Below are 20,915 nucleotides of genomic sequence, written 5' to 3' on the forward strand. Positions count from 1 at the left end.
GGTGGGCGCTGCCTTACAGTGTCCGGGTGACTTCCAGCACTTCAGAGGACGACCTGACGCTCGCCATCGACAAGGCGCTGCCGGACATCCGCGCGGCTTACGTCGAGGCCGGCGACGCCTGGCAGCCGCACGACTTCGTCCCGTGGGACGACGGCCGCAACTACGCCTTCCTCGGCGGCGAGGACTTCGTCCCCGCCGACGTCAAGGTCGACGCGGTGGTCAGCAACGGCCTCATCCTGGGCCTGCTGACCAAGGACCACCTGCCGTCCTTCCACCGCCTGCTGGCGCAGCACCACCTCATCGAGTCGGACTGGGGCAAGTTCGTCGGCCACTGGACCGCCGAGGAGAACCGCCACGGCATCGCCCTGCGCGACCACGTCGTGGTCAGCCGCACCTGCGACGTCGAGCAGCTGGAGATGTGGCGCCTCGAGGCGGTGACCCGCGGCTACCGCCAGTACGAGGGCACCCGCGACGAGATCCACATCGCCGAGCAGATCGCCATGGTGATCGTCCACGAGGCGCTCTCCGCGGACTACTTCGACCGCCTCGCCGACTACGCCGAGACCGCCGAGGGCACGCCCGCCGGCCTGGTCACCACGCTCCGCAAGGTCGCGAACGACGACCGCGTGCAGCAGCAGTACTGGACCGAGCTGCTGACCGTCGCGCTCGACGTCAACGAGGGCCACGTCAAGGACGCCCTCCTCGGCCAGGCGCGCCTCGCGTCGCCGATCGGGGCCGAGACCGCCGACGGCCTGGACGAGGCCCGGCGCATCGTCACCGAGGCCGGTATCAGCTCGCCCGAGCGCGACCGCGAGATCCTCAACGGCCTCCTCGCGACCTGGGGTCTGGCCCTGTAACAACGGGTCCCCGGCCCGTAACGAAGTGTTCACGAACGCGCCGCGCAGCCTCCGGGCCGCGCGGCGCGTTCGGCGTTAGTTTGGCGGTGACGGATTGCGGGGAAGCAGTTCGTCCCGGGAGGTTCCAACCGTGACTCGACTCATCGTCGCGAGAGGGCCGGCCCCGGTCCTCGTCGTCGGGGCGTAAACCGCGCACCGAGGGCGTTTGGACCGGCCGGCCGCAGCTACACGCTTGCGTGGGCGCCGCGCAGGCTAGGAGCGTCACCGTGTCTTTCCGTGAGACCCCCCGCACGTACGTGCTCGACACCTCCGTCCTGCTGTCCGATCCCTGGGCCATCACCCGCTTCGCCGAGCACGACGTCGTGCTCCCGCTCGTGGTGATCAGCGAACTCGAGGGCAAGCGTCACCACGCCGAACTCGGCTGGTTCGCCCGCGAGTCCCTGCGCATGCTCGACGACATGCGGCTCGAGCACGGCCGACTCGACCAGCCGATCCCCACCCCGGGCGGGGGCACGGTCCAGGTGGAGCTCAACCACATCGATCCGACGGTGCTGCCGGTCGGTTTCCGTACGGAGACCAACGACTCCCGCATCCTCGCGTGCGCGCTGAACCTGCGCGCCGAGGGCCGCGACGTGGTGCTGGTCTCGAAGGACATCCCGCTGCGGGTCAAGGCCGGCGCGGTGGGCCTCGATGCCGACGAGTACCGGGCGCAGGACGTGGTGACCTCCGGGTGGACCGGCATGGAGGAGCTGGAGGTCTCCCGCGAGGTGATCGACGGGCTGTTCGCGAACGGGGTGGTCGACCACGACGCCGCGCGGGACCTCCCGTGCAACACCGGCGTGCGGCTGCTCGGAGGAACGTCGAGCGCGCTGGGCCGCGTGACGGCGGAGAAGCAGCTGCAGCTGGTGCGCGGCGACCGCGAGGCCTTCGGGCTGCACGGCCGCAGCGCCGAGCAGCGCGTCGCCCTCGACCTACTGCTCGACGAGTCGGTGGGCATCGTCTCCCTCGGCGGCAAGGCCGGCACCGGCAAGTCGGCGCTGGCGCTCTGCGCCGGCCTGGAGGCCGTGCTGGAGAAGCGGACGCAGCGCAAGGTCGTCGTCTTCCGCCCGCTGTACGCCGTGGGCGGCCAGGACCTCGGCTACCTGCCCGGCTCCGAGAACGAGAAGATGGGGCCGTGGGCGCAGGCCGTCTACGACACCCTCGACGGCCTCGCCTCCCCGGAGGTGATGGACGAGGTGATGTCGCGCGGGATGCTGGAGGTGCTGCCGCTCACGCACATCCGCGGCCGTTCGCTGCACGACTCCTTCGTCATCGTCGACGAGGCGCAATCCCTGGAGCGCAACGTGCTGCTCACGGTCCTCTCGCGCCTCGGCTCGGGCTCGCGGGTGGTGCTCACGCACGACGTGGCGCAGCGCGACAACCTGCGCGTCGGCCGGCACGACGGTGTGGCCGCGGTCATCGAGAAGCTCAAGGGCCACCCGCTGTTCGCGCACGTCACGCTCACGCGGTCCGAGCGCTCGCCGATCGCCGCGCTCGTCACCGAGATGCTGGAGGAGTTCGCCCCCGGCGCGTAGGGCTCGTAGATTCGACGGTGCCGGGCCGCCCGGTCCGGCACCGTCGAAACCTGGGAGAGCGACGTGCAGCAGCTCCGGCGAGCGAGGACCGACGACCACGGCGCCCTGGTGCGCTGCGTACAGCGCTGGTGGGGTGATTCGCGATCTCCTGAACAGTCGCGCGAGCTCTCGCTCCTGCTGCCCCGCCTGTTCCTGCAGCACTTCGCGGGCACGAGCCTGGTCCTCGAGGACGCGTCCGGGGTGCGGGCCTTCCTCGTGGGATTCGATTCCGCCGACCGGCGCGCGGAGGCGTACATCCATTTCGTCGGCGTGGACCCCGACCTGCGTGGTCAGGGCGTCGCTCGGCGTTTGTACTCCGCGTTCTTCGAGCGTGCGGCCAGTGCCGGGCGAACCTCGGTCCGTGCGATCACGTCGCCGCAGAACCGGGGTTCGATCGCCTTCCACCGCGCCCTGGGGTTCGAGGTCGAGCCCGGCGATCGCGAGGTCGACGGGGTGCCGGTGCACGCCGACTACGACGGTCCGGGGCAGGACAGGGTGGCGTTCCTGCGGCAGCTCTGAGCCCTGCCGGGAGTAGGCCGGTGTCGTCGATGCCGACTACGACGGTGCGGAGCCGGAGGGGTTCTCGACGGGGCGCAGGAAGCAGCGGGCGACGGCGAGGCGCTCGGCGTCGTAGCCCTCCCACTTCGTTGCCGGGACGTCCCGGTGCCCGACCTCCCGGAAGCCTCGCCGGGCGAAGAAGTCGGCGGCGCTGTCGCTCACCGTTACGGCGAAGACGTGCGTCAATCCCCGGGTGCGGCAGAGCTCGAACAATCCGTCGATGAGGAGGCTCCCGGCGCCGAGACCGGAGAACTCGGCGACGGTGATCAGGCCCGACACCTCGCCGTAACCGGTGCCGGCGTACCGGTCCACCTCCAGTCCGACCACGCCCGCGAGGTGACCGGTGCGGAGCACCCGGGCGCCGAGGCCGCCGGCCGCCATCCTGGCGATCTCGGCGCGGCTGCGAGGTTTGAGGATGCCCTCCCGGACGCCCTGGCCCACCAGCGATTCGATCCGGGCGAAGTCGTCGACCTGGAGCGGTGTCAGGTGCAGGTACCGGCCGTGCGTGAGCACCGTGCCGCGCCCGTCGAACGTGAGGAGCTCGTAGGCGAGGTCCTCGGCGCGGCAGAGGTTCACGCTGTACGCCCCGCCCACGAGCGCCGCCTGCGCGGCGGGCGCGTAGTCGGGGAGTCCGCGTTCGGCCAGGTGGGCCGCGAGCCGCTCACCGTGCAGGTCGATGTCGGCGTAGCTGCGGGGCGGGGTGCCCCAGCCCCCGCCCGGGTCGGTGAGCACCATCTTCGAGGCGCGGACGCTCGTGGACACGGCCCCCGCGGTGCGCGCCAGGGCGGCGGGATCCGCCCCGACGACGACACGCTTCGCGTCGGTGACGGTGAGCCAGAGGTCGGCGACGAAGTCGTCGTTCCAGGTCGACGCTCCGTGCACCGCACGCCCCCCGATCGCGGCGGCGGCCACCTCGACCCGGTCGGCCGGAACGACGAAGACGAAGCGCGTGTCCCCCGCCCTGAAGGCGTCGACCGTGCGGCCGGCCGCCCCGAGAGTCGCGTCGTCGATCAGGGGCAGCGCGACGACGATCGTGATCCCCCGGAACTCCTCGACGAAGAATTCGTGCTCGGGGAGTGGCACGCCCTCGCCGGAGGCGGACGCGATGGCGCCCGCGCGCGATCCCGGGAGCGTGGGCGGCACCGGCCGTGCGGCCACGTGGGGGACTTCGGTCACGTCTGTCCAGGGTACTGGATGTGCATGCCCGCCACCGCAGGGTCGTAGCGGGCGGCGGAGGGCTTGTCGTACCTAGAACCGCAAGGTATATGTGTACCTAGTGGCTCTAGGTATGGAGGAGCGATGCACATCGACAAGGATCTGGTCGCCGCGTCGGCGACCCCGCTGGTGCTGAGCATTCTCAGCCACGGCGACAGCTACGGCTACGCGATCCTCACCCGCGTCCGTGAGCTCTCCGGCGGGCGGCTCGAGTGGTCCGACGGCATGCTCTACCCGCTGCTCCACCGGCTGGAGCGCCTCGGCCACGTGGAAGCCCGCTGGGAGGTCGCCGACACCGGCCGCAAGCGCAAGCACTACGCCATCACGCCCGCCGGACGGGAGGCCCTCGCGGACCGTCGGGACCAGTGGCGGGTCGTCAGTGCCGCCCTCGACGGTCTCTGGTCCGGCGGTGCGCCGCAGCCGGGGCTCGCATGACCGGCCCGGTCGACGCCCAGATCCGGCAGTGGCGCGGGTACCTGGAGGGCCGGCGCCGCATGCGGGCCGACGAGGTCGATGAGCTCGAATCCCACCTGCGCGACCAGATCGCCGACCTGGAGACTCGCGGCCTGGACGGCGACGAGTCCTTCCTCGTCGCGGTGAAGCGCATGGGCGCCGCCGACGCGGTGGCGCACGAGTTCGCCCGCGAGCACTCCGATCGACTCTGGAAGCAGCTCGTGCTGGGCAGCGCCGACGACGAGACCGGGCGCCGCGGCGAGCTGCCGGTGGTTCTCACCCTCGGCGCCGCCGCCGGGCTGGCACTGCTCACCGTACTGCATCTCCTCGGCGAATCCGCGCCGCGGTTCGTCGGTTTCGCGATCGCGCCGTTCCTGGTCGGCTACTTCGCGTGGAAGCGGGCGATGCCGGCGCGGGTGGCGGCGACGGTGCTCGGCGGGTTCGCCGTGATGGCAGGGCTGCTCGCGGTGTATCCGTTCGCGTCCGGCGGGTCCACCGAGATCCTGGCCGTCGTCGGCGCTCCGGTGGTGCTGTGGGCCGGCGTGGGCGTCGCCTACACGGGCGGCGCGTGGCGCTCGGCGCCGCGGCGGATGGACTTCGTGCGATTCACCGGCGAATTCGTCATCTACTTCCTGCTCATCGCCCTCGGCGGCGGCGCGATCATGGGGCTGACGATCTCCGCGCTGAGCGCCGTCGGGCTGGACGCGGAGTCGCCGATCACCGAGTGGGCGCTGCCGGCGTGCGTCGGCGGAGCCGTGTTGATCGCCGCGTGGCTCGTCGAGGCCAAGCAGGAGGTGATCGAGAACATCGCGCCGGTCCTCACGCGGATCTTCACCCCGATCACGCTGGTCATGCTCGTCGTGGTGCTGGGGGCCTTCGCCTCGCGCCCCGGCCTGGTCGGCGGCGACCGCGACCTGCTCGTGCTCATGACGGTCGTGCTCGTCCTCGTCGTCGGGCTGCTCCTGTACGCGGTCTCGGCCCGCGATCCGCGCCGCCGCCCCGACGTCTTCGACCGGCTGCAGGTGGCGCTCGTGGTCGCCGCGATCGCCGTGGACCTCGTGGTGCTGGTCGCGATGATCACCCGCACCGCGGAGTTCGGCACGTCGCCGAACAAGGCCGCCGTGCTGGGGCTGAATCTGATCCTGCTGGTGGTCCTCGCCGGTGCGGCGTGGCGGGGGATCGGATTCGTCCGGGGGCGCCGCGACTTCGCCGCGATCGAGCGCTGGCAGACGAGCTCGCTCCCGGCGTACGCGGGGTGGGCCGCGGTCGTCGCCCTCGCCTTCCCTCCGTTGTTCGGATTCAGCTGACCGGAGCAGCGGCGGTCTCGACGGGTGCCGCCGCCTCGCGGGCGCGGAATTGCGACGGGCTCAGGCCGTGGTGCCGCTTGAACGCGGCGCTCAGGGCGAACGCGGAGCCGTAGCCCACGCGCCGGGCGATCGCGTCGAGCCCGTCGTCGGAGGAGGTCAGCGCGTCGGCCGCGAGGGTGAGCCGCCAGAGCGTGAGATACCGCCCGGGCGGCTCACCGACCCCGGCGCGGAACCGCGCGGCGAGCCCGGCCCGGGAGACGTGCAGCGCGCCGGCGAGCGAGGCGACCGTCCAGGGCCGCTCCGGCGACTCGTGGATCAGGTCGAGGGCGCCGGCCACCACGTCGTCGACGGTGCCCGACAGCCAGCCCGTCGGGGCGGTGCGCGCCGCCGACCGGATGGCGGCGCACACCACGACGTCGAGGAGCCGGTCGATGACGAAGCTGTGCCCGGGCCGCGGATCCGCGAGCTCGCGCCGCATCAGCCCGATCAGCGCGTCGTCGACCTCCCCGGGCGGCAGCACCGTGAATTCGGGGAGCTGCTCCACGAGGTGCCGGCCCACCTGGGAGGCCGAGGCGTACGTGCCGACCAAGAGCTGATCGGGCCCCTCGTCGTGGTTGCCCCAGGTGAGTAGCCCGCGGTGCGTGGTCGACCGCATCGACTCGGTGAGCGGCACGCACGTGCCGCCCTGTTCGATCCGCACGGTCGGCGGCCGATCGGGCTCGTCGGCGACGACGTAGTGCGGCCCGTGCGCGACCAGCGCGACGGCGCCCGCGTCGAGCCGGATCGGGCTGCCCGTTCCGGCGATCCACGCGGCGCCGCGGTCGACGGCGATCACGCTCAGCGGAGCGCCGTCGTCGATGTCGACCGACCACGGCGGCACCATCGAGATGCGCAGGGAGAACAGGCCGTGCGCGCGGAGACCGGACACCATCCGGAACAGCGGGTCCATGCCGTCAGATTAGACGAATGCGTATGGAATCAGGGGGTTTGACCATGGATCACGCCACGATCCGGCGCGATCCTTGATCCATGACACTCAAACTCCTCCTCGGATCGGCCGCCCTGCTCAGCGCGGTGCTGGCCGGCTTCTACTTCGCTTACGCCACGGTGATCACGGCCGAGCGGGGCGCACCCGACGGCGCCGACGCCATGCGCCGGATGAACGTCGCGGTCGAGCGGCCGCCCTTCCTGGCGCTCTTCATGCTGGGCGCGCTGCTGCCGGTCGTGGCCGCGATCTGGCTGGTGATCGCAGACGGTTTCGACGCCCGGACGGTCGCGGGCGTGCTGGGCGCGCTGTGTGCGGTAGCGGCGTTCGTCTTCACGGTGGCGGTGAACGTCCCCCTGAACCAGCGGCTCATGGCGGGCACCGTCGAATGGTCCGAGTTCGCGCGTACCTGGGGAGTATGGAACCTGGCACGCCTGTGGCTCAGCGTCGTGGCCGCCGTCGGTCTCGCGATCCCGGCCCTGCGCTGACGGCACCGTCGGGCCCGGATCCCCGCAGGTAGGGCAGCCTAACCCGGACCGGCGTCAGGCCGGGGAATACCCTCGATGCGTGACTTCGAACAGCCCCGAATTCATCTATTCCGACCTGCTGCCCATCGGTCCCGACTCGACGCCGTACCGGCTCGTCACGGCCGAGGGCGTGGAGACCTTCGAGGTCGACGGGCAGAAGTTCCTCAAGGTCGCGCCCGAGGCGCTGCAGCAGCTGACCGCGGAGGCGATGCACGACATCAGCCACTACCTGCGGCCCGCCCACCTACAGCAGCTGCGGAGGATCATCGACGACCCCGAGGCGTCGGGCAACGACCGCTTCGTGGCGCTCGACCTGCTCAAGAACGTCAACATCTCCGCCGGCGGCGTGCTGCCGATGTGCCAGGACACCGGCACCGCGATCGTGATGGGCAAGAAGGGCGAGGGCGTGCTGACCGGCGTCGACGACGGGGAGTGGATCTCCCGCGGCGTCTACGACGCGTACACCAAGCTCAACCTGCGGTACTCGCAGAACGCGCCCATCACCATGTACGAGGAGAAGAACACCGGCACCAACCTGCCGGCCCAGGTGGAGATCTACGCCACCGAGCAGGGGCCGAAGGGGCCGGAGTACAAGTTCCTGTTCATGGCCAAGGGCGGCGGCTCGGCCAACAAGTCGTTCCTGTTCCAGGAGACGAAGGCGATCCTCAACCCGGACCGCATCCTGACGTTCCTCGACGAGAAGATCCGCTCGCTCGGCACCGCGGCCTGCCCGCCGTACCACCTCGCGATCGTCATCGGCGGCACGTCGGCGGAGTTCGCGCTGAAGACCGCGAAGTACGCCTCGGCGCACTACCTCGACGAGCTGCCCGAGACCGGTTCCATCGCGGCGCACGGCTTCCGCGACAAGGAGCTGGAGGAGAAGGTCTTCGAGCTCACCCAGTCCTTCGGCATCGGCGCGCAGTTCGGCGGCAAGTACTTCTGCCACGACGTGCGCGTGGTGCGCCTGCCGCGGCACGGCGCCTCCCTGCCCGTGGCCATCGCCGTCTCCTGCTCCGCGGATCGCCAGGCGCTGGGCAAGATCACGGCCGACGGCGTCTTCCTCGAGCAGCTCGAGACCGACCCGGCGCAGTACATGCCGGACGCCGGCGTCGCGGAGGACATCGAGGGCGGCGCGGTCGTCGAGATCGACCTGAACCGGCCGATGCCCGAGATCCTCGCCGAGCTGTCGAAGTACCCGGTGAAGACCCGCCTGTCGCTGACCGGCCCGTTGGTCGTCGCGCGCGACATCGCGCACGCCAAGATCAAGGACCTGCTGGACTCGGGGCAGCCCATGCCGCAGTACCTCAAGGACCACCCGGTCTACTACGCCGGCCCGGCGAAGACGCCGGAGGGCATGGCGTCGGGCTCCTTCGGCCCCACCACCGCGGGCCGCATGGACAGCTACGTCGACCAGTTCCAGGCCGCGGGCGGCTCGATGGTCATGCTGGCCAAGGGCAACCGGTCCAAGCAGGTCACGCAGGCCTGCAACGATCACGGCGGCTTCTACCTCGGCTCCATCGGCGGCCCCGCCGCGCGCCTGGCCCTCGACTGCATCAAGTCGCAGGAGGTCATCGAGTACCCCGAGCTCGGCATGGAGGCGGTGTGGAAGATCGAGGTCGAGAACTTCCCCGCGTTCATCGTCGTCGACGACAAGGGCAACGACTTCTTCACCGATCCGTCGGGTGAGGTCGCGCTGCCGCTCAGCGGGATTCGGGTGCGCTCCAAGGAGCGGTAAGCCGTCCGGCGCACCGCCGTCGGGTTCGACGGTGCGCCGCTCGTTCCGTCAGGCCGGGCGCAGGACCGTCACGGCGAAATCGGCGTCGGCGTGCCACGGCTTGACGTCCCATGTCGCGAGGCGGAGATCGGTCCGCAGCCCGGCCTCGGCGGCGTGGGCGTCCAACTGCTCCGGGGTGAGCCCGCGGTCGGTGTGGAAGCCGACGATCGCGAAACCCTCCGGTGTCAAGTGCTTCCGGAAGTTCGCGAGCACCGTCGTCTCCGTGCCCTCGGCGACGAAGACCAGCACGTTGCCCGCGCAGACGATCGCGTCGAAGGTCCCGTCGAGGTCCAGCTCCGCGAGGTCCTGCACGAGCCACCGCGGGCCCGGGTGATCCTGCTGCGCCGCGGCGATGAGCTTCGGGTCCACGTCGACGCCGGTCACGTCGTGGCCGACGGAGTGCAGGTATCCACCGATCCGGCCCGGCCCGCACCCCGCGTCGAGGATCCGCGACCGGCGGCCCACCATCGCATCGACCAGCCGCGCCTCACCCGCGAGGTCCGCGCCCTCGCGCGCCATCGCCCGGAATCGCTCGATGTACCACTCGCTGTGGCCTTCTTTGGTGTCCGTGAACCAGCGCGGCGTGCTCATGCCGTCCAAGCTACCCGCAGGGATTCGTTCCTATCGCGACGCCGTTGCGGAGCGTCCTCACGTACGTCTGGTCTCTGTGCTGAACGGCGTAACACGCTGCGCTCAAGTTCGTTCCGTAGTCGATGTACGGCGTGTAGAACCGCTCGCCGTTCGTGTCGACCGCGTTGATCGAGTTGCAATTGAGTGCGCCGCTGTAGAAGTACTGCGCGGTCGGTTCGGCCGTGAGTCGTTGGCCGATGAGCGTCCGCAACGATGGGTTCGACTCCTCGATGGAGACCAGCACGAGGATGTATCGCCCGTCGCACGAGGGTGTGCTCACCGGTTTGGTGAGTCCCAGGTCCGAGGGAGGTCGTGCTGGAAGGGCGGTCACCGTCGCCGGCGGCTGGACGGTCACCGTCGATGGTGTCGCCGTGATCGTGGAGGGGTGCCCCGCCGCCGACGCGGCGACGCTCGCTGCGGGATTGGCGGCGGTAGGGGGCCCGGATTTGTCGGGGCGGGTGAGGACGACTGCTCCTGCGACCGATGCGCCGACGACCACCGCTGTCGTCACGGCCGCCGGGAGAGCCCATCGCCGGCGTCCCCCTCGACGCGGCGTCGTTGAACCCGCGAGGCCCTTCGTCGGATGTGCAGGCAGCGGCGTCTGCGCGGGAGCGATCACAGTGGAGTCGTACTGGTGATCCGCAGGAACCGGTCGGACGATCGTGGAATCACCCGAGCCGGCGGTAGCTGCCGACGACAGTTGCTCGGCGAACTCTCCCGCCGTGGCGGGGCGGTCACGCGAGGCGCTGGCCATCCCATTGGCGAGAACGGTGTCGATGGCCGGAGGCAGATCGGGCCGGGCCGTGAGGGCCGACGGAATCTGCCCCTCAAGGGCAGCGGCCACAACCGCCGCGGGGTTACTGCGTTCGAACGGCCGGTGGCCCGTGAGCAGAGCGAATGCGGTGGCGGCCAATGAGTAGACGTCGGCAGCGGGGCCGACGGGCTCTCCTCGGAGTTGCTCCGGTGCGGCGTACGCGACCGAGCCGATGGTCGTTCCCGTTGCTGTCAGATCCGACGTGTCGCCGGCGGCGCGGGCGATCCCGAAATCCGAGAGGAGCGCCCGTGATCCGTCGAGAAGTACGTTGGCCGGCTTCACATCGCGGTGGAGCACGCCCCGTTGGTGCGCGTAGTCCAGCGCCGACGCCGTGTCGCTGATGATCGCCGCGACCTCGGAGAGGGGGAGACCGTGAGGACTCGCGTGCAGGCGTTCGGCGGCGTCGACCCCCTCGACGTACGGCATCGACAGCCAGAGACGACCGTCGTCCTCCCCGCGGTCGAGGACGCCGACGATGTTCGGGTGATTCAGTCCTGCGGCAAGGTCTGCTTCGCGGAGGAATCTGAGCCTGAAGGCCTCGTCGGAGGCGAGGTGCGGAGGCAGCACCTTGATCGCGTCCTGCCGAGGAAGTCGCGGGTGTTGCGCGAGGTAGACCTCGCCCATACCGCCCGCGCCGAGCTTCCGAACGATCGTGTAGCCGGCGAAGACCTCACCCTGCTCCAATGTCATGCTGACCTCCCCGCGAAGAACCTACCGCGAGCGCACACCGTTGGATCACGGGTTCATCCCGAGAACCATGCGCCTTGGTTCGCCGCGGTTTCGGCGACGGCGACCTGCGATTCGTGCGCCGAAACCGCAGGCGATCGAGCGCTACCCGCAGGCCGCAGATCTACTACGCACGGTAGTGGGTAATGTCGGGGCATGACGAAGATCATCGACCGGATCGGCACCGCACCGATCGCCGCAGCCGGCCTCGTGGGCGGGTACTACATCGCACGGGAGACGGGGATCCGCCCGCTCGGCGGCGTCGTGCTCGCCGCGGCGGGCGCCGCGGCGGCGCAGGGCTGGTACGCGAAGGCCGGAGCGGGGACCGCGGCCGCGCTCGGGGCGGTCTACCTGGGCGGATTCGGTGCCTCGCACCCGCTGGCGAAGAAGGTCGGCGCATGGCCGTCCGTGCTCGGGGTGGCCGCCGTGGCGGCGGGCGCGTCCTACTTGCTCGTCGACCGTCGCCGGGGATAGTCGCGCGCCGCGCGACGGCGACAGGCTATCCTCAGCGGGTGGGATGGAGAACAAGTTTCACGGCATTGACCTGCGCGGCCGCGCTCGCGACCGCCGGCTGTGGCGCGCAGGCGGCACCGTCGGACGAGGCGCACCCGGGCGCGCACAGCGTCGAGGCGAAGGCGGCCGCCGCGTCGTCGGCCACCACGATGGAGCAGGACGAGCCGACGCCCACCGGCACGCCGCTCTACACCCGGCTCGCGTCCTCCAGCGCCGTCGGCGACACCGGCCAGGCCCTCACCGCGACGCTGGCGGGCACCACGTACCGCAGCGCTACCGGCGTCTGGATCGGTTGCGAGGGCACGGCCTCGACGGCGGTCTACCGGCTCGGCGGCGAGTTCGCGAGGCTCACCGGCGTCCTGGGACTCCAGCCGCACACACCGCCGGCCCTCCGGGTGCGGATCTCGCTCATCGTCGACGGGGAGACCAGGCTGGCCGCCACGCTCACGCGCGACGGCCGGCCGCAGGACGTCGCGATCCCGCTCGACGGTGCCCGGTCGGTCACCGTCTCCGCCCTCGCGATCGACGGCGAGTGCGCGCCCGCCGCGGCGCCCTACGGCGCCATCGGCGCGGCGAGTCTCACCTGATCGTCCGGACGGGCCGCCGCGGCCTCACCTGACCCGGTCGACGTTCGCCATCGCCAGCACGTCCAGTCGACGATCGAGTTCCTCCAGCGTCAGCTTCTCGCCGATCAGCCCGCGATCGATCACGGTCTGCCGGATCGTCTTGCCCTCCTTGAGCGCCTGCTTCGCGACGGCCGCCGCCTCCTCGTAGCCGATGAGCGAGTTCAGCGGCGTCACGATCGACGGCGACGACTCGGCCAGCGTCCGGAGCCGGTCCTCGTGCGCGACGAGCCCCTCGATGCAGCGGTCCGCGAACAGCCGGGAGACGTTCGCCAGCAGCGCGATCGACTCGAGCACGTTGCGGGCCATCATCGGGATGTAGACGTTGAGCTCGAAGGCGCCGTTGCCGCCGCCCCACGCGACCGCGGCGTCGTTGCCGATCACCTGCGCGGCCACCTGCGTCACCGCCTCGGGGAGGACAGGATTGACCTTGCCGGGCATGATCGAACTGCCGGGCTGCAGGTCGGGCAGCGCGATCTCGCCGAGGCCGGTGAGCGGGCCGGAGCCCATCCAGCGCACGTCGTTGGCGATCTTGGTGAGCGAGACGGCGATCGTGCGCAGCGCGCCCGACAGCTCCACGAGCCCGTCGCGCGCCGCCTGCGCCTCGAAGTTGTCCTTCGCCAGGCGGATGTCCTCCACACCCGTGAGGCGCACCAGCTCGGCCACGACGAGCGAGCCGAAGCGCTCCGGCGCGTTGAGCCCCGTGCCCACGGCGGTGCCGCCGATCGGGACCTCGCCGACGCGGGGGAGCGTGGCGCGGACCCGCTCGACGCCGGCCTCGACCTGCCGGGCGTAGCCGCCGAACTCCTGGCCCAGCGTCACGGGCACCGCGTCCATGAGGTGCGTGCGGCCGGACTTGACCACCTCGCGCCAGGAAACGGCCTTCGCCGCCAGCGCCGCCTGCAGGTGCTCCAGCGCGGGGATCAGGGTGGTCACGGCGGCCTCGGTGGCCGCGACGTGCGTCGCCGTCGGGAACGTGTCGTTCGACGACTGCGACATGTTCACATCGTCGTTCGGGTGCACCTGCACGCCGGCGCGGCCGGCGAGGGAGGCGATCACCTCGTTGGCGTTCATGTTCGAGCTGGTACCCGAGCCGGTCTGGAAGACGTCGATGGGGAACTGGTCGTCGTGCAGCCCGTCGGCGATCTCCTGCGCGGCGGCGACGATGGCGGCGGCCTTCTCCGGCGCCAGCAGCCCGAGGTCCTGGTTCACCTGCGCCGCAGCCGCCTTCAGCAGCCCCATGGCGCGGATCTGCGCGCGCTCCAGCGGGCGGAAGCTGATCGGGAAGTTCTCCACCGCGCGCTGCGTCTGCGCCCGCCACAGCGCGTTCACCGGCACCCGGACCTCGCCCATGGTGTCGTGCTCGATGCGGTACTCGGTCTCCGGGGTATCAGCGTTGTTAGCCATACCTTAGAAAAGTACTCGGGCCCCGGGATCATTCCCAGGGCCCGAGGAGAAGATCACTCTCAGTCGAAGATCTGCGCGTACGTCTTCAGCTTGGTCAGGCGGTGCGTCGCGTCGACGGTGCGGACCGTGCCCGACTTGCTGCGCATCACGATCGACTGCGTGGTCGCGCCGTCGGCGCGGTACTTCACGCCGCGCAGCAGGTCGCCGTCGGTCACGCCGGTCGCTGCGAAGTAGACGTGGTCGCCGCGCACCAGGTCGGTGGTGCCGAGCACCTGGTTCGGGTCGATGCCCAGGTCGGCGAGGCGGTGCTTCTCCTCGTCCGACGTCGGCGCCAGGGTGCCCTGCAGCTCGCCGCCCATGCAGCGCAGCGCGGCCGCGGCGATGATCCCCTCGGGGGTGCCGCCGATGCCGACGAGGATGTCGGTCTTGGCCTCGGGGCGGGCGGCGGCGATGGCGCCGGCCACGTCACCGTCGGAGATGAGGCGCACGATCGCGCCGGTCGCGCGGATGTCGGCGATGAGCTGCTCGTGCCGGGGGCGGTCGAGCACCGTCAGCGTCACATCGGTGACCTTGATGCCCTTGGCCTTGGCGACCTTGGCGATGTTGTCGGCGATGGGCGCCTGGATGTCGATGACGCCGGCGGCCTCGGGGCCCACGGCGATCTTGTTCATGTAGAACACGGCCGAGGGGTCGTACATGGCGCCGCGCTCGGCGACCGCGAGCACCGCGATCGAGCCCGGCATGCCCTTGGCCATCAGGGTCGTGCCGTCGACGGGGTCCACGGCGACGTCGGTCGACGGGCCGAAGCCGTTGCCCACCTCTTCGCCGTTGTAGAGCATGGGCGCCTCGTCCTTCTCGCCCTCGCCGATCACGACCACGCCGCTCATCGACACCGTCGAGACCAGCTGGCGCATCGCGTCCACCGCCGCGCCGTCGCCCGACTCCTTCTGGCCGCGCCCCACCCAGCGGCCCGCGGCGAGCGCGCCGGCCTCGGTCACGCGGACCAGCTCCATGGCCAGGTTCCGGTCCGGCGCGATGGGGTTCTTCTCAGCGTGGGTATCGGACATGGATTCCTCCGGATCTCGATGCGCGCGGGTGGGCGCGGCGGGCCTCGCTCGATTCTTCCATGCCCTACCGTTCGGCGACGGGGCCGGTCGGGCCGGGGCGCCGAGACGCGCGGCCGGACCATGCCCGCCTCCACCGCCGGCCGTCGCGCCCGGGATACTGGACGTCGTGGCTGACAAACCCCGGATCCTGCAGAACCGTCGCGACATGGTGTTCACGATGGTCCCGCTGATCGCGCTGTGCCTGATCGTCCTGTTCGCGTCGGGCAACTTCAAGCTCGGCTTCGGCGCCGACCCGAAGGACGAGACCGTGGAGGCGATCAACCCCAAGGGCGTCTACCAGGTGTCCGCGGACACGCTCGGCTTCCCGGTGCGGATTCCGGGCGGCGCGGACGTGGTCGACGGGGTGCCGGCGGGCTGGAAGGCCACGGCCACCCGCGACGACGACGTCGTCGGCGGCAAGGTCTTCTCCGTCAATTACGTGACGCCCGAGAAGAACTCGCTGCAGCTCTCGCAGTCCGGCTCGCCCGTCGACGTGGTGCTCGAGTCCGTCTACGGCACCAAGGCCAAGCCCTCCGGCACGGTCCCCGTCGAGGGGCGGACCTGGGACGTCTACGGCCCGAACGACAAGAACCGCAGCGCGTGGGTCCTCCAGGTCGACGGTGCCGTGCTCGTCGTCTTCGGCGGTGGCACCGTGCCGCGGTTCACCGAGCTGGCGGCCGCGGTGCAGTCCCAGCAGCCGCTGCCCCGGTCCGGGGCGCCCGCGCCGAAGTAGGGCGGATGGCCGGGGTCACTCCTCGGCGGCGATCGCCTTCTCGATCCGCTCCCGCGCGCCCGCGAGGTGCTCCTCGCAGCGCTTGGCGAGCGCCTCACCGCGCTCCCACAGGTTCAGCGACTCGTCCAGGTCGATCCCGCCCTGTTCCAGCAGCTTGACCACCACCGCGAGCTCGTCGCGGGCCTGCTCGTAGCCCAGCTCGGCCACCGGTGTCTCGTCGGTCATCGCCCATCCTCGGTTCGTACGGAGATCTTCGTCACGCCCATCACCGCGGCGGAAGCGGCACCATCGGGCAGCCTGACCCGCAGTTGCGAGCCGGGCGCGAGTTCGTCGATGCCGCGGACGACGGGGTTCTCGCCGTCCGGCGTCACCTTCTGGACCACGGCGTAGCCGCGCGCCATCGTCGCGGCGGGGCCGAGCGACGTCAGCCGCGCGGCCAGGTGCGTCGTCCGGTCCGTCTCCCGTTCGACGGTGCGCCGCACGTCCCGTCGCACGTCGCGCAGCAGCCGCTCGACGTCGGCGGCGCGGTCGTCCACGAGCCGCAGCGGGTGCGCGAACACCGGCCGCGAGCGCAGCGACTCGAGGGTGTGCGCCTCGCGATCGACCCACCCGCGCAGCGCCGCGGCGGCGCGCTGCCGCAGCTCGGCGATCCGCTGCAGCTCGGCGACCACGTCGGGCACCACGCGCTTGGCGGCGTCCGTCGGCGTCGCGGCGCGGACGTCCGCGGCGAAGTCGCAGAGCGGGTTGTCGGGCTCGTGGCCGATCGCGGAGACGATCGGGGTGCGGGCGGCGTGCACGGCGCGGCACAGCGTCTCGTCGGAGAAGGGCAGCAGGTCCTCCACGCTGCCTCCGCCGCGGGCCATGATGATCACGTCGACCTCGGGGTCGGCGTCCAGGGCTCGGAGGGCCGCCACCAGCTGGGGGACGGCGGTCGGGCCCTGCACCGTCGCGTACTCGGCGCGGATCCGCACGTCGGGCCAGCGGCCCTCGGCGATGGACCGCACGTCGCGCTCGGCGGCGCTGGCCCGCGCGGTCACCAGGCCGACGGTGCGCGGCAGGAAGGGCAGGGGCCGCTTGAGCCGCGGGTCGAACAGGCCCTCGGCGTGCAGCAGCTGCCGCAGCCGCTCGATGCGGGCGAGCAGCTCGCCGACGCCGACGGCGCGGATCTCGGTGATCCGCAGCGACAGGCTGCCGCGCCCGGTCCAGTACGTGAACTTGCCGCGGACGATCACCTGCGTGCCCTCGTTCAGCGGCACCTCGGAACGGTCGAGCACGGCGGGCAGGCACGTGACCTGCACCGACACGTTCGCCGACGGGTCGCGCAGTGTGAGGAACGCCGTGCCCCCGCCCCGGCGGTTGAGCTGGGTGATCTGCCCCTCGACCCATACCTCGCCGAGGCGGTCGATCCACTGCGCGATCTTCATGGAGACCACGCGCACCGGCCAGGGGTGCTCCGCGCTCGACGGGCCGCCCGCGCCGCCGGGCGCGCTGGTCGAAGCCGGTCCGGTCACCGCGTGATGCGGTTCTCGAGCATCGTGAGGAACGGCGGCCGCGCCTTGTGATCGCGCTCGAACTCGACGAGCGACTCCACCTCGGGTGTGGTCAGGCCGGGCAGCCGCCCGCGCAGCTGCGCGAGGGTGAGCTCGGGGTAGTCGATGCGGCGCGCCACGGCGGGCAGGTCGTCGGGCGCCTCCGCGGTGGTGGTCGCGCCCGTCGGCGCCGGGGCGGGGGAGCTGTAGAGCGCGTATCGGCCCGCGCCCGACGGGGCCTGGTCGGCGGCGTCCTCCGCGGTGGCGACGGCGGACGGCGCGGCACCGTCGCCCTGCGCACCGTCGGCCTTGCCCGGGGCGGGCTCGGTGGCGGGCCGGACGTCGCCGTACGCGGGCCGCGGCGCGGGCAGGTCGACGTCGACGTCCTCGTCGTCGTCGAAGGTCGCCCACGCGGCCTGCTCCTCCTCCTTGGCGGGGAAGACGGACTCGATCGCGCGGTCGCCGCGCACCGCGAGGTCGGCCAGGTCCTGCTGGACGTGGATGAAGGCCTGCGCGGACTTGCTGCCCAGCGTGAGCGGGGCGTTCACGGCGCCCCCGACGATCTCCTGGCCCTTCTCGGCGGCGAGGGCGACGGCCCCGACGGCGACGCGGACCACGAACGGTAAACGGCTCATGTGTCCAGGGTGCCTCATCGCGGCCACCGGCACACCGCCAGGTGCCGTAGCCTGGAGGCATGAGTTCTGGCAAGCGCGTCCTGCTGGCCGAGCCGCGTGGCTACTGCGCGGGCGTCGACCGTGCTGTGGAAACGGTCGAGAAGGCCCTCGAGAAGCACGGCGCCCCCGTGTACGTGCGCAAGGAGATCGTGCACAACCGGCACGTCGTCGAGACGCTGCAGGACAAGGGCGTGATCTTCGTCGACGAGACCGACGAGGTGCCCGAGGGCTCGCTCCTGGTCTTCTCCGCGCACGGCGTCTCGCCCGCGGTGCACGAGGGCGCGGCGCAGCGCAGCCTCCGCACCATCGACGCGACGTGCCCACTGGTCACCAAGGTGCACCAGGAGGCCAAGCGCTTCGCCCGCGACGATTTCGACATCCTGCTCATCGGCCACGAGGGCCACGAGGAGGTCGAGGGCACCGCCGGCGAGGCTCCGCAGCACGTCCAGCTGGTCGACGGGCCCGACGCGGTCGACAACGTCACGGTCCGCGACGAGGACAAGCTGGTCTGGCTCTCGCAGACCACCCTCTCGGTCGACGAGACGATGGAGACGGTGCGCCGCCTCCGCGAGAAGTTCCCCAAGCTGCAGGACCCGCCCAGCGACGACATCTGCTACGCCACCCAGAACCGGCAGGTCGCGGTGAAGGCGATGGCCCCGGAGTGCGATCTGGTGATCGTCGTGGGCTCGCGGAACTCGTCCAACTCGGTGCGCCTGGTCGAGGTCGCGCTGCAGGCAGGCGCCCGCGCCGCGCACCTCATCGACTTCGCCCGCGAGATCGATCCCGCGTGGCTCGACGGTGTGGAGACGGTCGGCATCACCTCCGGCGCCTCGGTGCCCGAGATCCTGGTCAAGGGCGTCGTCGAGTACCTCGACGGCGAGGGCTTCCACGACGTCAAGCCCGTCACCACCGCGAACGAGACGCTGGTCTTCGCCCTCCCGCGCGAACTGCGTCCCCGCGCCAAGGCCTGACCGAGTACTGACCGAGTAGCACGGCACCGTATCTGCGATACGGTGCCGTGTATGAGGTATCTGACGCCCGACGACGTGCGGAACGTCGCCTTCGCCAAGCCGCCCATCGGGAAGCGGGGCTACAACGAGGATCAGGTCGATTCCTTCCTCGACGACGTCGAGGCGACCCTCCGCGATCTCCACGCCCGGCTGGCGCGGTACGAGGGCGCGCCGCAGGCGCAGGCGCCCGTGGCGGAACGGCCCGAGGACCGCGGCTACCGCCGCTACTGACTCAGTCCTTGTAGCGGTGCCGGCGGATCTGCCGGGGCCCGTCGGCGGGCTCTGCGAAGTCGTCGCGGAAGTTGGTCTCCACCGCCGTGTCCTCGCTCTGCGGCCGGTAGCGCGGGGGGCGGTAGTGCTCGTAGCGCCCCGGGTTCGACGGTGCCTCGCCCCGTCGCGAGGGCCGCTCGTCGCCGGTCAGGCTGGGCAGATCGGGCTGGGCCGCGCGGCTGCCGGAGATGCGGGGGAGCGAGGCGAAGTCGTCGCGGGGAATCTGCGAGCGCTCCCGCGCGGCGCGGGGTGCCGACGGGGCCACGCCGCGGGCGCGGTCGATGTCGTGGGCCTCGCGCCGGTAGTCGCGCGAATCCGCGGGGGCCGCCGCCCGTGCGGCGGGGGATTCCGGCCGGCCCTCCGGGGCGCGCGGGGTGCGCCACCGGGGCTGGGGCTCGCCGATCCGGCGCCGCTCCTCGTCGTGGCGCAGCTCCCGCGAGTCGTGGATCCCGGGGCGGGGCCGGTCGCCCTGCGCGACGGCGGGGCGGGGCCGGGCACCGCGCGGCATCGCGCGACCGTCGTCGGCGGGGCCGCGGCGGGGCATCGGGGGCCGCGGGATCTGCCCGGAGTCGGGCCGGACCACGCGGTTGATCTGGGTGGCGGGGGCGCCGGCGTCGCGCGCGGCGATCTCCTCGCGAGTGCGCGCGAGGCGCGCTGCCGAGTCCCGGCGCTGCTCGTCGCGCCGAACCTCGCTGCGGCGGAGCTCGCGACGAGGATCCTCGCGGCGCGCCGCCGAGCTGCGGCCGCGGACCGCGGCATCCGCCTCGGCGGAGGCCGGCTCGCGGCGGTCGGCGCGATCCCGGTCGGCGCGATCTCGGACGGCCCGGCTGGACCGGTGCGCGGTCGCGCGGCTCTGGTGCCGCTCGGAGCGGCCGCCGCCGTCACCGACGAGGGCGGCGGCCCCGACCGCGCCGGCGGCGGGCGCAGGCCGCAGGCGGGCGAACGCGGCGCGGATCCGATCGCCGATCGGGAGCCCGGCGGACTCGGCGGGCTTCTTCGTCGCGGCGGAACTCGTCGTGTCTCCCGTCGTCGCGGCGGCCGCCGCGGCCGCGGGCTTCGCGGTGCCGGGCTTCGCCGCACCCGCCTTGACGGCCGTCTTGGACGCGGACGTCTTCGCACCCGACGCCGCGCTGCTGCGCTGCGCGCTGCGGGCGTTCGCGGTGAGCGCGCGGTACTGCAGCAGGCGCACGCCGCCGATGACCAGCACGGCCACGGTGGTCCAGAACATCCACGGGAACAGCGAGATCATCGGGAACAGCACGTCGGTGAGGATCTGGCTGGTCTTGCGCGGGCTGGGGAGGGAGAACCAGCGGTACAGCGGGATCGCGGTGGCGATGATGAGCGGGGGCTGCACCATCGCGGTGAACAGCGCACGGTTGCGCACGGCGAGCACGGCGACGACCGCGCCCACCGACATCGCGAGCACGCCGGCGTTCGCGCCGGCGAACTCGCCCGACGCGAGGGCGCCCGCCGCGGTGAAGACCAGCATGGTCAGGACGGCGCCCCACCACGGCAGACCGGGGACCGTCGCGAGCACGGAACGCTCGTCGACCGGTACCTGGGAGCGGGACGGTTGGAACTTCGACACAGG

At 71.8% G+C, this 20,915-nt stretch carries 21 protein-coding genes and 1 pseudogene; 12 read left to right on the top strand and 10 right to left on the bottom strand.

Annotated features, from left to right (window positions below; all coding sequences use genetic code 11):
- Positions 1 to 26 precede the first annotated feature (26 nt).
- The 3 genes from BLW32_RS06905 (at position 27) to BLW32_RS06915 (ending at position 2,989) form a co-directional block, all read left to right on the top strand.
- Positions 27 to 857, top strand: coding sequence for an acyl-ACP desaturase (locus BLW32_RS06905; protein WP_068524432.1), 831 nt, complete (start codon positions 27 to 29; stop codon positions 855 to 857).
- Positions 858 to 1,123: 266 nt separating this feature from the next.
- Positions 1,124 to 2,431 carry an RNA 5'-3' helicase PhoH2 gene (gene phoH2, locus BLW32_RS06910; protein ID WP_074850406.1) on the top strand — a complete coding sequence of 436 codons (1,308 nt, stop codon included), beginning with the start codon at positions 1,124 to 1,126 and terminating at the stop codon, positions 2,429 to 2,431.
- A 63-nt stretch (positions 2,432 to 2,494) separates the two neighbouring features.
- Positions 2,495 to 2,989, top strand: coding sequence for a GNAT family N-acetyltransferase (locus tag BLW32_RS06915; RefSeq protein ID WP_068741048.1), 495 nt, complete (start codon positions 2,495 to 2,497; stop codon positions 2,987 to 2,989).
- A gap of 36 nt (positions 2,990 to 3,025) precedes the next feature.
- Here BLW32_RS06915 and BLW32_RS06920 read toward each other — a convergent pair whose 3' ends face one another.
- Positions 3,026 to 4,204 carry a GNAT family N-acetyltransferase gene (locus tag BLW32_RS06920; RefSeq protein ID WP_231857335.1) on the bottom strand — a complete coding sequence of 393 codons (1,179 nt, stop codon included), beginning with the start codon at positions 4,202 to 4,204 and terminating at the stop codon, positions 3,026 to 3,028.
- Between the two features lie 123 nt (positions 4,205 to 4,327).
- Here BLW32_RS06920 and BLW32_RS06925 point away from each other — a divergent pair, with 123 nt between their 5' ends.
- Complete coding sequence (locus BLW32_RS06925) at positions 4,328 to 4,678, top strand: PadR family transcriptional regulator (RefSeq protein ID WP_068741049.1); 351 nt, start codon at positions 4,328 to 4,330, stop codon at positions 4,676 to 4,678.
- On the top strand, positions 4,675 to 6,003 hold the full coding sequence (locus tag BLW32_RS06930) for a permease prefix domain 1-containing protein (RefSeq protein WP_068741050.1): 1,329 nt from the start codon (positions 4,675 to 4,677) through the stop codon (positions 6,001 to 6,003). Before BLW32_RS06925 ends, BLW32_RS06930 begins: the two co-directional genes overlap by 4 nt.
- On the opposite strand, the gene BLW32_RS06935 is transcribed toward BLW32_RS06930, so the two are convergent.
- Complete coding sequence (locus BLW32_RS06935; protein WP_231857336.1) at positions 5,996 to 6,952, bottom strand: AraC family transcriptional regulator; 957 nt, start codon at positions 6,950 to 6,952, stop codon at positions 5,996 to 5,998. The two genes, BLW32_RS06930 and BLW32_RS06935, sit on opposite strands and share 8 nt — an antisense overlap.
- An 80-nt stretch (positions 6,953 to 7,032) precedes the next feature.
- Between BLW32_RS06935 and BLW32_RS06940 the strand changes: the two genes are divergently transcribed.
- Positions 7,033 to 7,476, top strand: coding sequence for an anthrone oxygenase family protein (locus BLW32_RS06940; RefSeq protein ID WP_068524437.1), 444 nt, complete (start codon positions 7,033 to 7,035; stop codon positions 7,474 to 7,476).
- Positions 7,477 to 7,555: 79 nt separating this feature from the next.
- Positions 7,556 to 9,250, top strand: coding sequence for a fumarate hydratase (locus BLW32_RS06945; RefSeq protein ID WP_068524438.1), 1,695 nt, complete (start codon positions 7,556 to 7,558; stop codon positions 9,248 to 9,250).
- 48 nt (positions 9,251 to 9,298) lie between these two features.
- Here BLW32_RS06945 and BLW32_RS06950 read toward each other — a convergent pair whose 3' ends face one another.
- Positions 9,299 to 9,880, bottom strand: a complete 582-nt coding sequence (locus tag BLW32_RS06950; RefSeq protein ID WP_068741243.1) for a class I SAM-dependent DNA methyltransferase — start codon at positions 9,878 to 9,880, stop codon at positions 9,299 to 9,301.
- A 10-nt stretch (positions 9,881 to 9,890) separates the two neighbouring features.
- Positions 9,891 to 11,423 carry a serine/threonine-protein kinase gene (locus BLW32_RS06955; RefSeq protein WP_068741051.1) on the bottom strand — a complete coding sequence of 511 codons (1,533 nt, stop codon included), beginning with the start codon at positions 11,421 to 11,423 and terminating at the stop codon, positions 9,891 to 9,893.
- Positions 11,424 to 11,615: 192 nt separating this feature from the next.
- Here BLW32_RS06955 and BLW32_RS06960 point away from each other — a divergent pair, with 192 nt between their 5' ends.
- Together BLW32_RS06960 and BLW32_RS06965 are read left to right on the top strand one after the other, a co-directional pair.
- Positions 11,616 to 11,933 carry a hypothetical protein gene (locus tag BLW32_RS06960; protein ID WP_068524440.1) on the top strand — a complete coding sequence of 106 codons (318 nt, stop codon included), beginning with the start codon at positions 11,616 to 11,618 and terminating at the stop codon, positions 11,931 to 11,933.
- Between the two features lie 38 nt (positions 11,934 to 11,971).
- Positions 11,972 to 12,559 (top strand): NPCBM/NEW2 domain-containing protein, encoded by a 588-nt coding sequence (locus BLW32_RS06965; protein ID WP_139286095.1) that lies wholly within the window; start codon positions 11,972 to 11,974, stop codon positions 12,557 to 12,559.
- 24 nt (positions 12,560 to 12,583) lie between these two features.
- Here BLW32_RS06965 and BLW32_RS06970 read toward each other — a convergent pair whose 3' ends face one another.
- Both BLW32_RS06970 and glpX read right to left on the bottom strand, forming a co-directional pair.
- Positions 12,584 to 14,002 (bottom strand): class II fumarate hydratase, encoded by a 1,419-nt coding sequence (locus BLW32_RS06970; protein ID WP_068524442.1) that lies wholly within the window; start codon positions 14,000 to 14,002, stop codon positions 12,584 to 12,586.
- Between the two features lie 59 nt (positions 14,003 to 14,061).
- Positions 14,062 to 15,069: a class II fructose-bisphosphatase gene (glpX, locus tag BLW32_RS06975; protein ID WP_068524443.1), complete on the bottom strand. Its 1,008-nt coding sequence runs from the start codon at positions 15,067 to 15,069 to the stop codon at positions 14,062 to 14,064.
- 166 nt (positions 15,070 to 15,235) lie between these two features.
- Between glpX and BLW32_RS06980 the strand changes: the two genes are divergently transcribed.
- Positions 15,236 to 15,841 (top strand): DUF4245 domain-containing protein, encoded by a 606-nt coding sequence (locus BLW32_RS06980; protein WP_074850410.1) that lies wholly within the window; start codon positions 15,236 to 15,238, stop codon positions 15,839 to 15,841.
- 15 nt (positions 15,842 to 15,856) lie between these two features.
- On the opposite strand, the gene BLW32_RS06985 is transcribed toward BLW32_RS06980, so the two are convergent.
- Genes BLW32_RS06985 through BLW32_RS06995 form a run of 3 tightly spaced genes read right to left on the bottom strand, consistent with a single transcriptional unit; the run spans position 15,857 to position 18,005 of the window.
- Positions 15,857 to 16,066 carry an exodeoxyribonuclease VII small subunit gene (locus tag BLW32_RS06985; protein WP_068524445.1) on the bottom strand — a complete coding sequence of 70 codons (210 nt, stop codon included), beginning with the start codon at positions 16,064 to 16,066 and terminating at the stop codon, positions 15,857 to 15,859.
- A complete protein-coding gene (gene xseA / locus BLW32_RS06990; protein ID WP_074850412.1) occupies positions 16,063 to 17,352 on the bottom strand; it encodes an exodeoxyribonuclease VII large subunit in 1,290 nt (429 codons plus the stop codon). The genes BLW32_RS06985 and xseA overlap by 4 nt, the downstream gene beginning before the upstream one ends.
- Positions 17,349 to 18,005: a lipid droplet-associated protein gene (locus BLW32_RS06995; protein ID WP_074850414.1), complete on the bottom strand. Its 657-nt coding sequence runs from the start codon at positions 18,003 to 18,005 to the stop codon at positions 17,349 to 17,351. Before BLW32_RS06995 ends, xseA begins: the two co-directional genes overlap by 4 nt.
- 59 nt (positions 18,006 to 18,064) lie before the next feature.
- On the opposite strand from BLW32_RS06995, the gene BLW32_RS07000 reads away from it, so the two are divergent.
- Positions 18,065 to 19,015 (top strand): 4-hydroxy-3-methylbut-2-enyl diphosphate reductase, encoded by a 951-nt coding sequence (locus BLW32_RS07000; protein WP_068524448.1) that lies wholly within the window; start codon positions 18,065 to 18,067, stop codon positions 19,013 to 19,015.
- 51 nt (positions 19,016 to 19,066) lie between these two features.
- A pseudogene (locus BLW32_RS28465) lies at positions 19,067 to 19,186 on the top strand (DivIVA domain-containing protein); the annotation flags it as partial.
- Between the two features lie 100 nt (positions 19,187 to 19,286).
- Here the strand turns inward: BLW32_RS28465 and BLW32_RS07010 are convergent.
- Positions 19,287 to 20,912, bottom strand: a complete 1,626-nt coding sequence (locus BLW32_RS07010) for a DUF6542 domain-containing protein (protein WP_068741053.1) — start codon at positions 20,910 to 20,912, stop codon at positions 19,287 to 19,289.
- Positions 20,913 to 20,915: the final 3 nt, after the last annotated feature.

It is taken from the genome of Tsukamurella tyrosinosolvens (assembly GCF_900104775.1).
Lineage (GTDB): Bacteria > Actinomycetota > Actinomycetes > Mycobacteriales > Mycobacteriaceae > Tsukamurella > Tsukamurella tyrosinosolvens.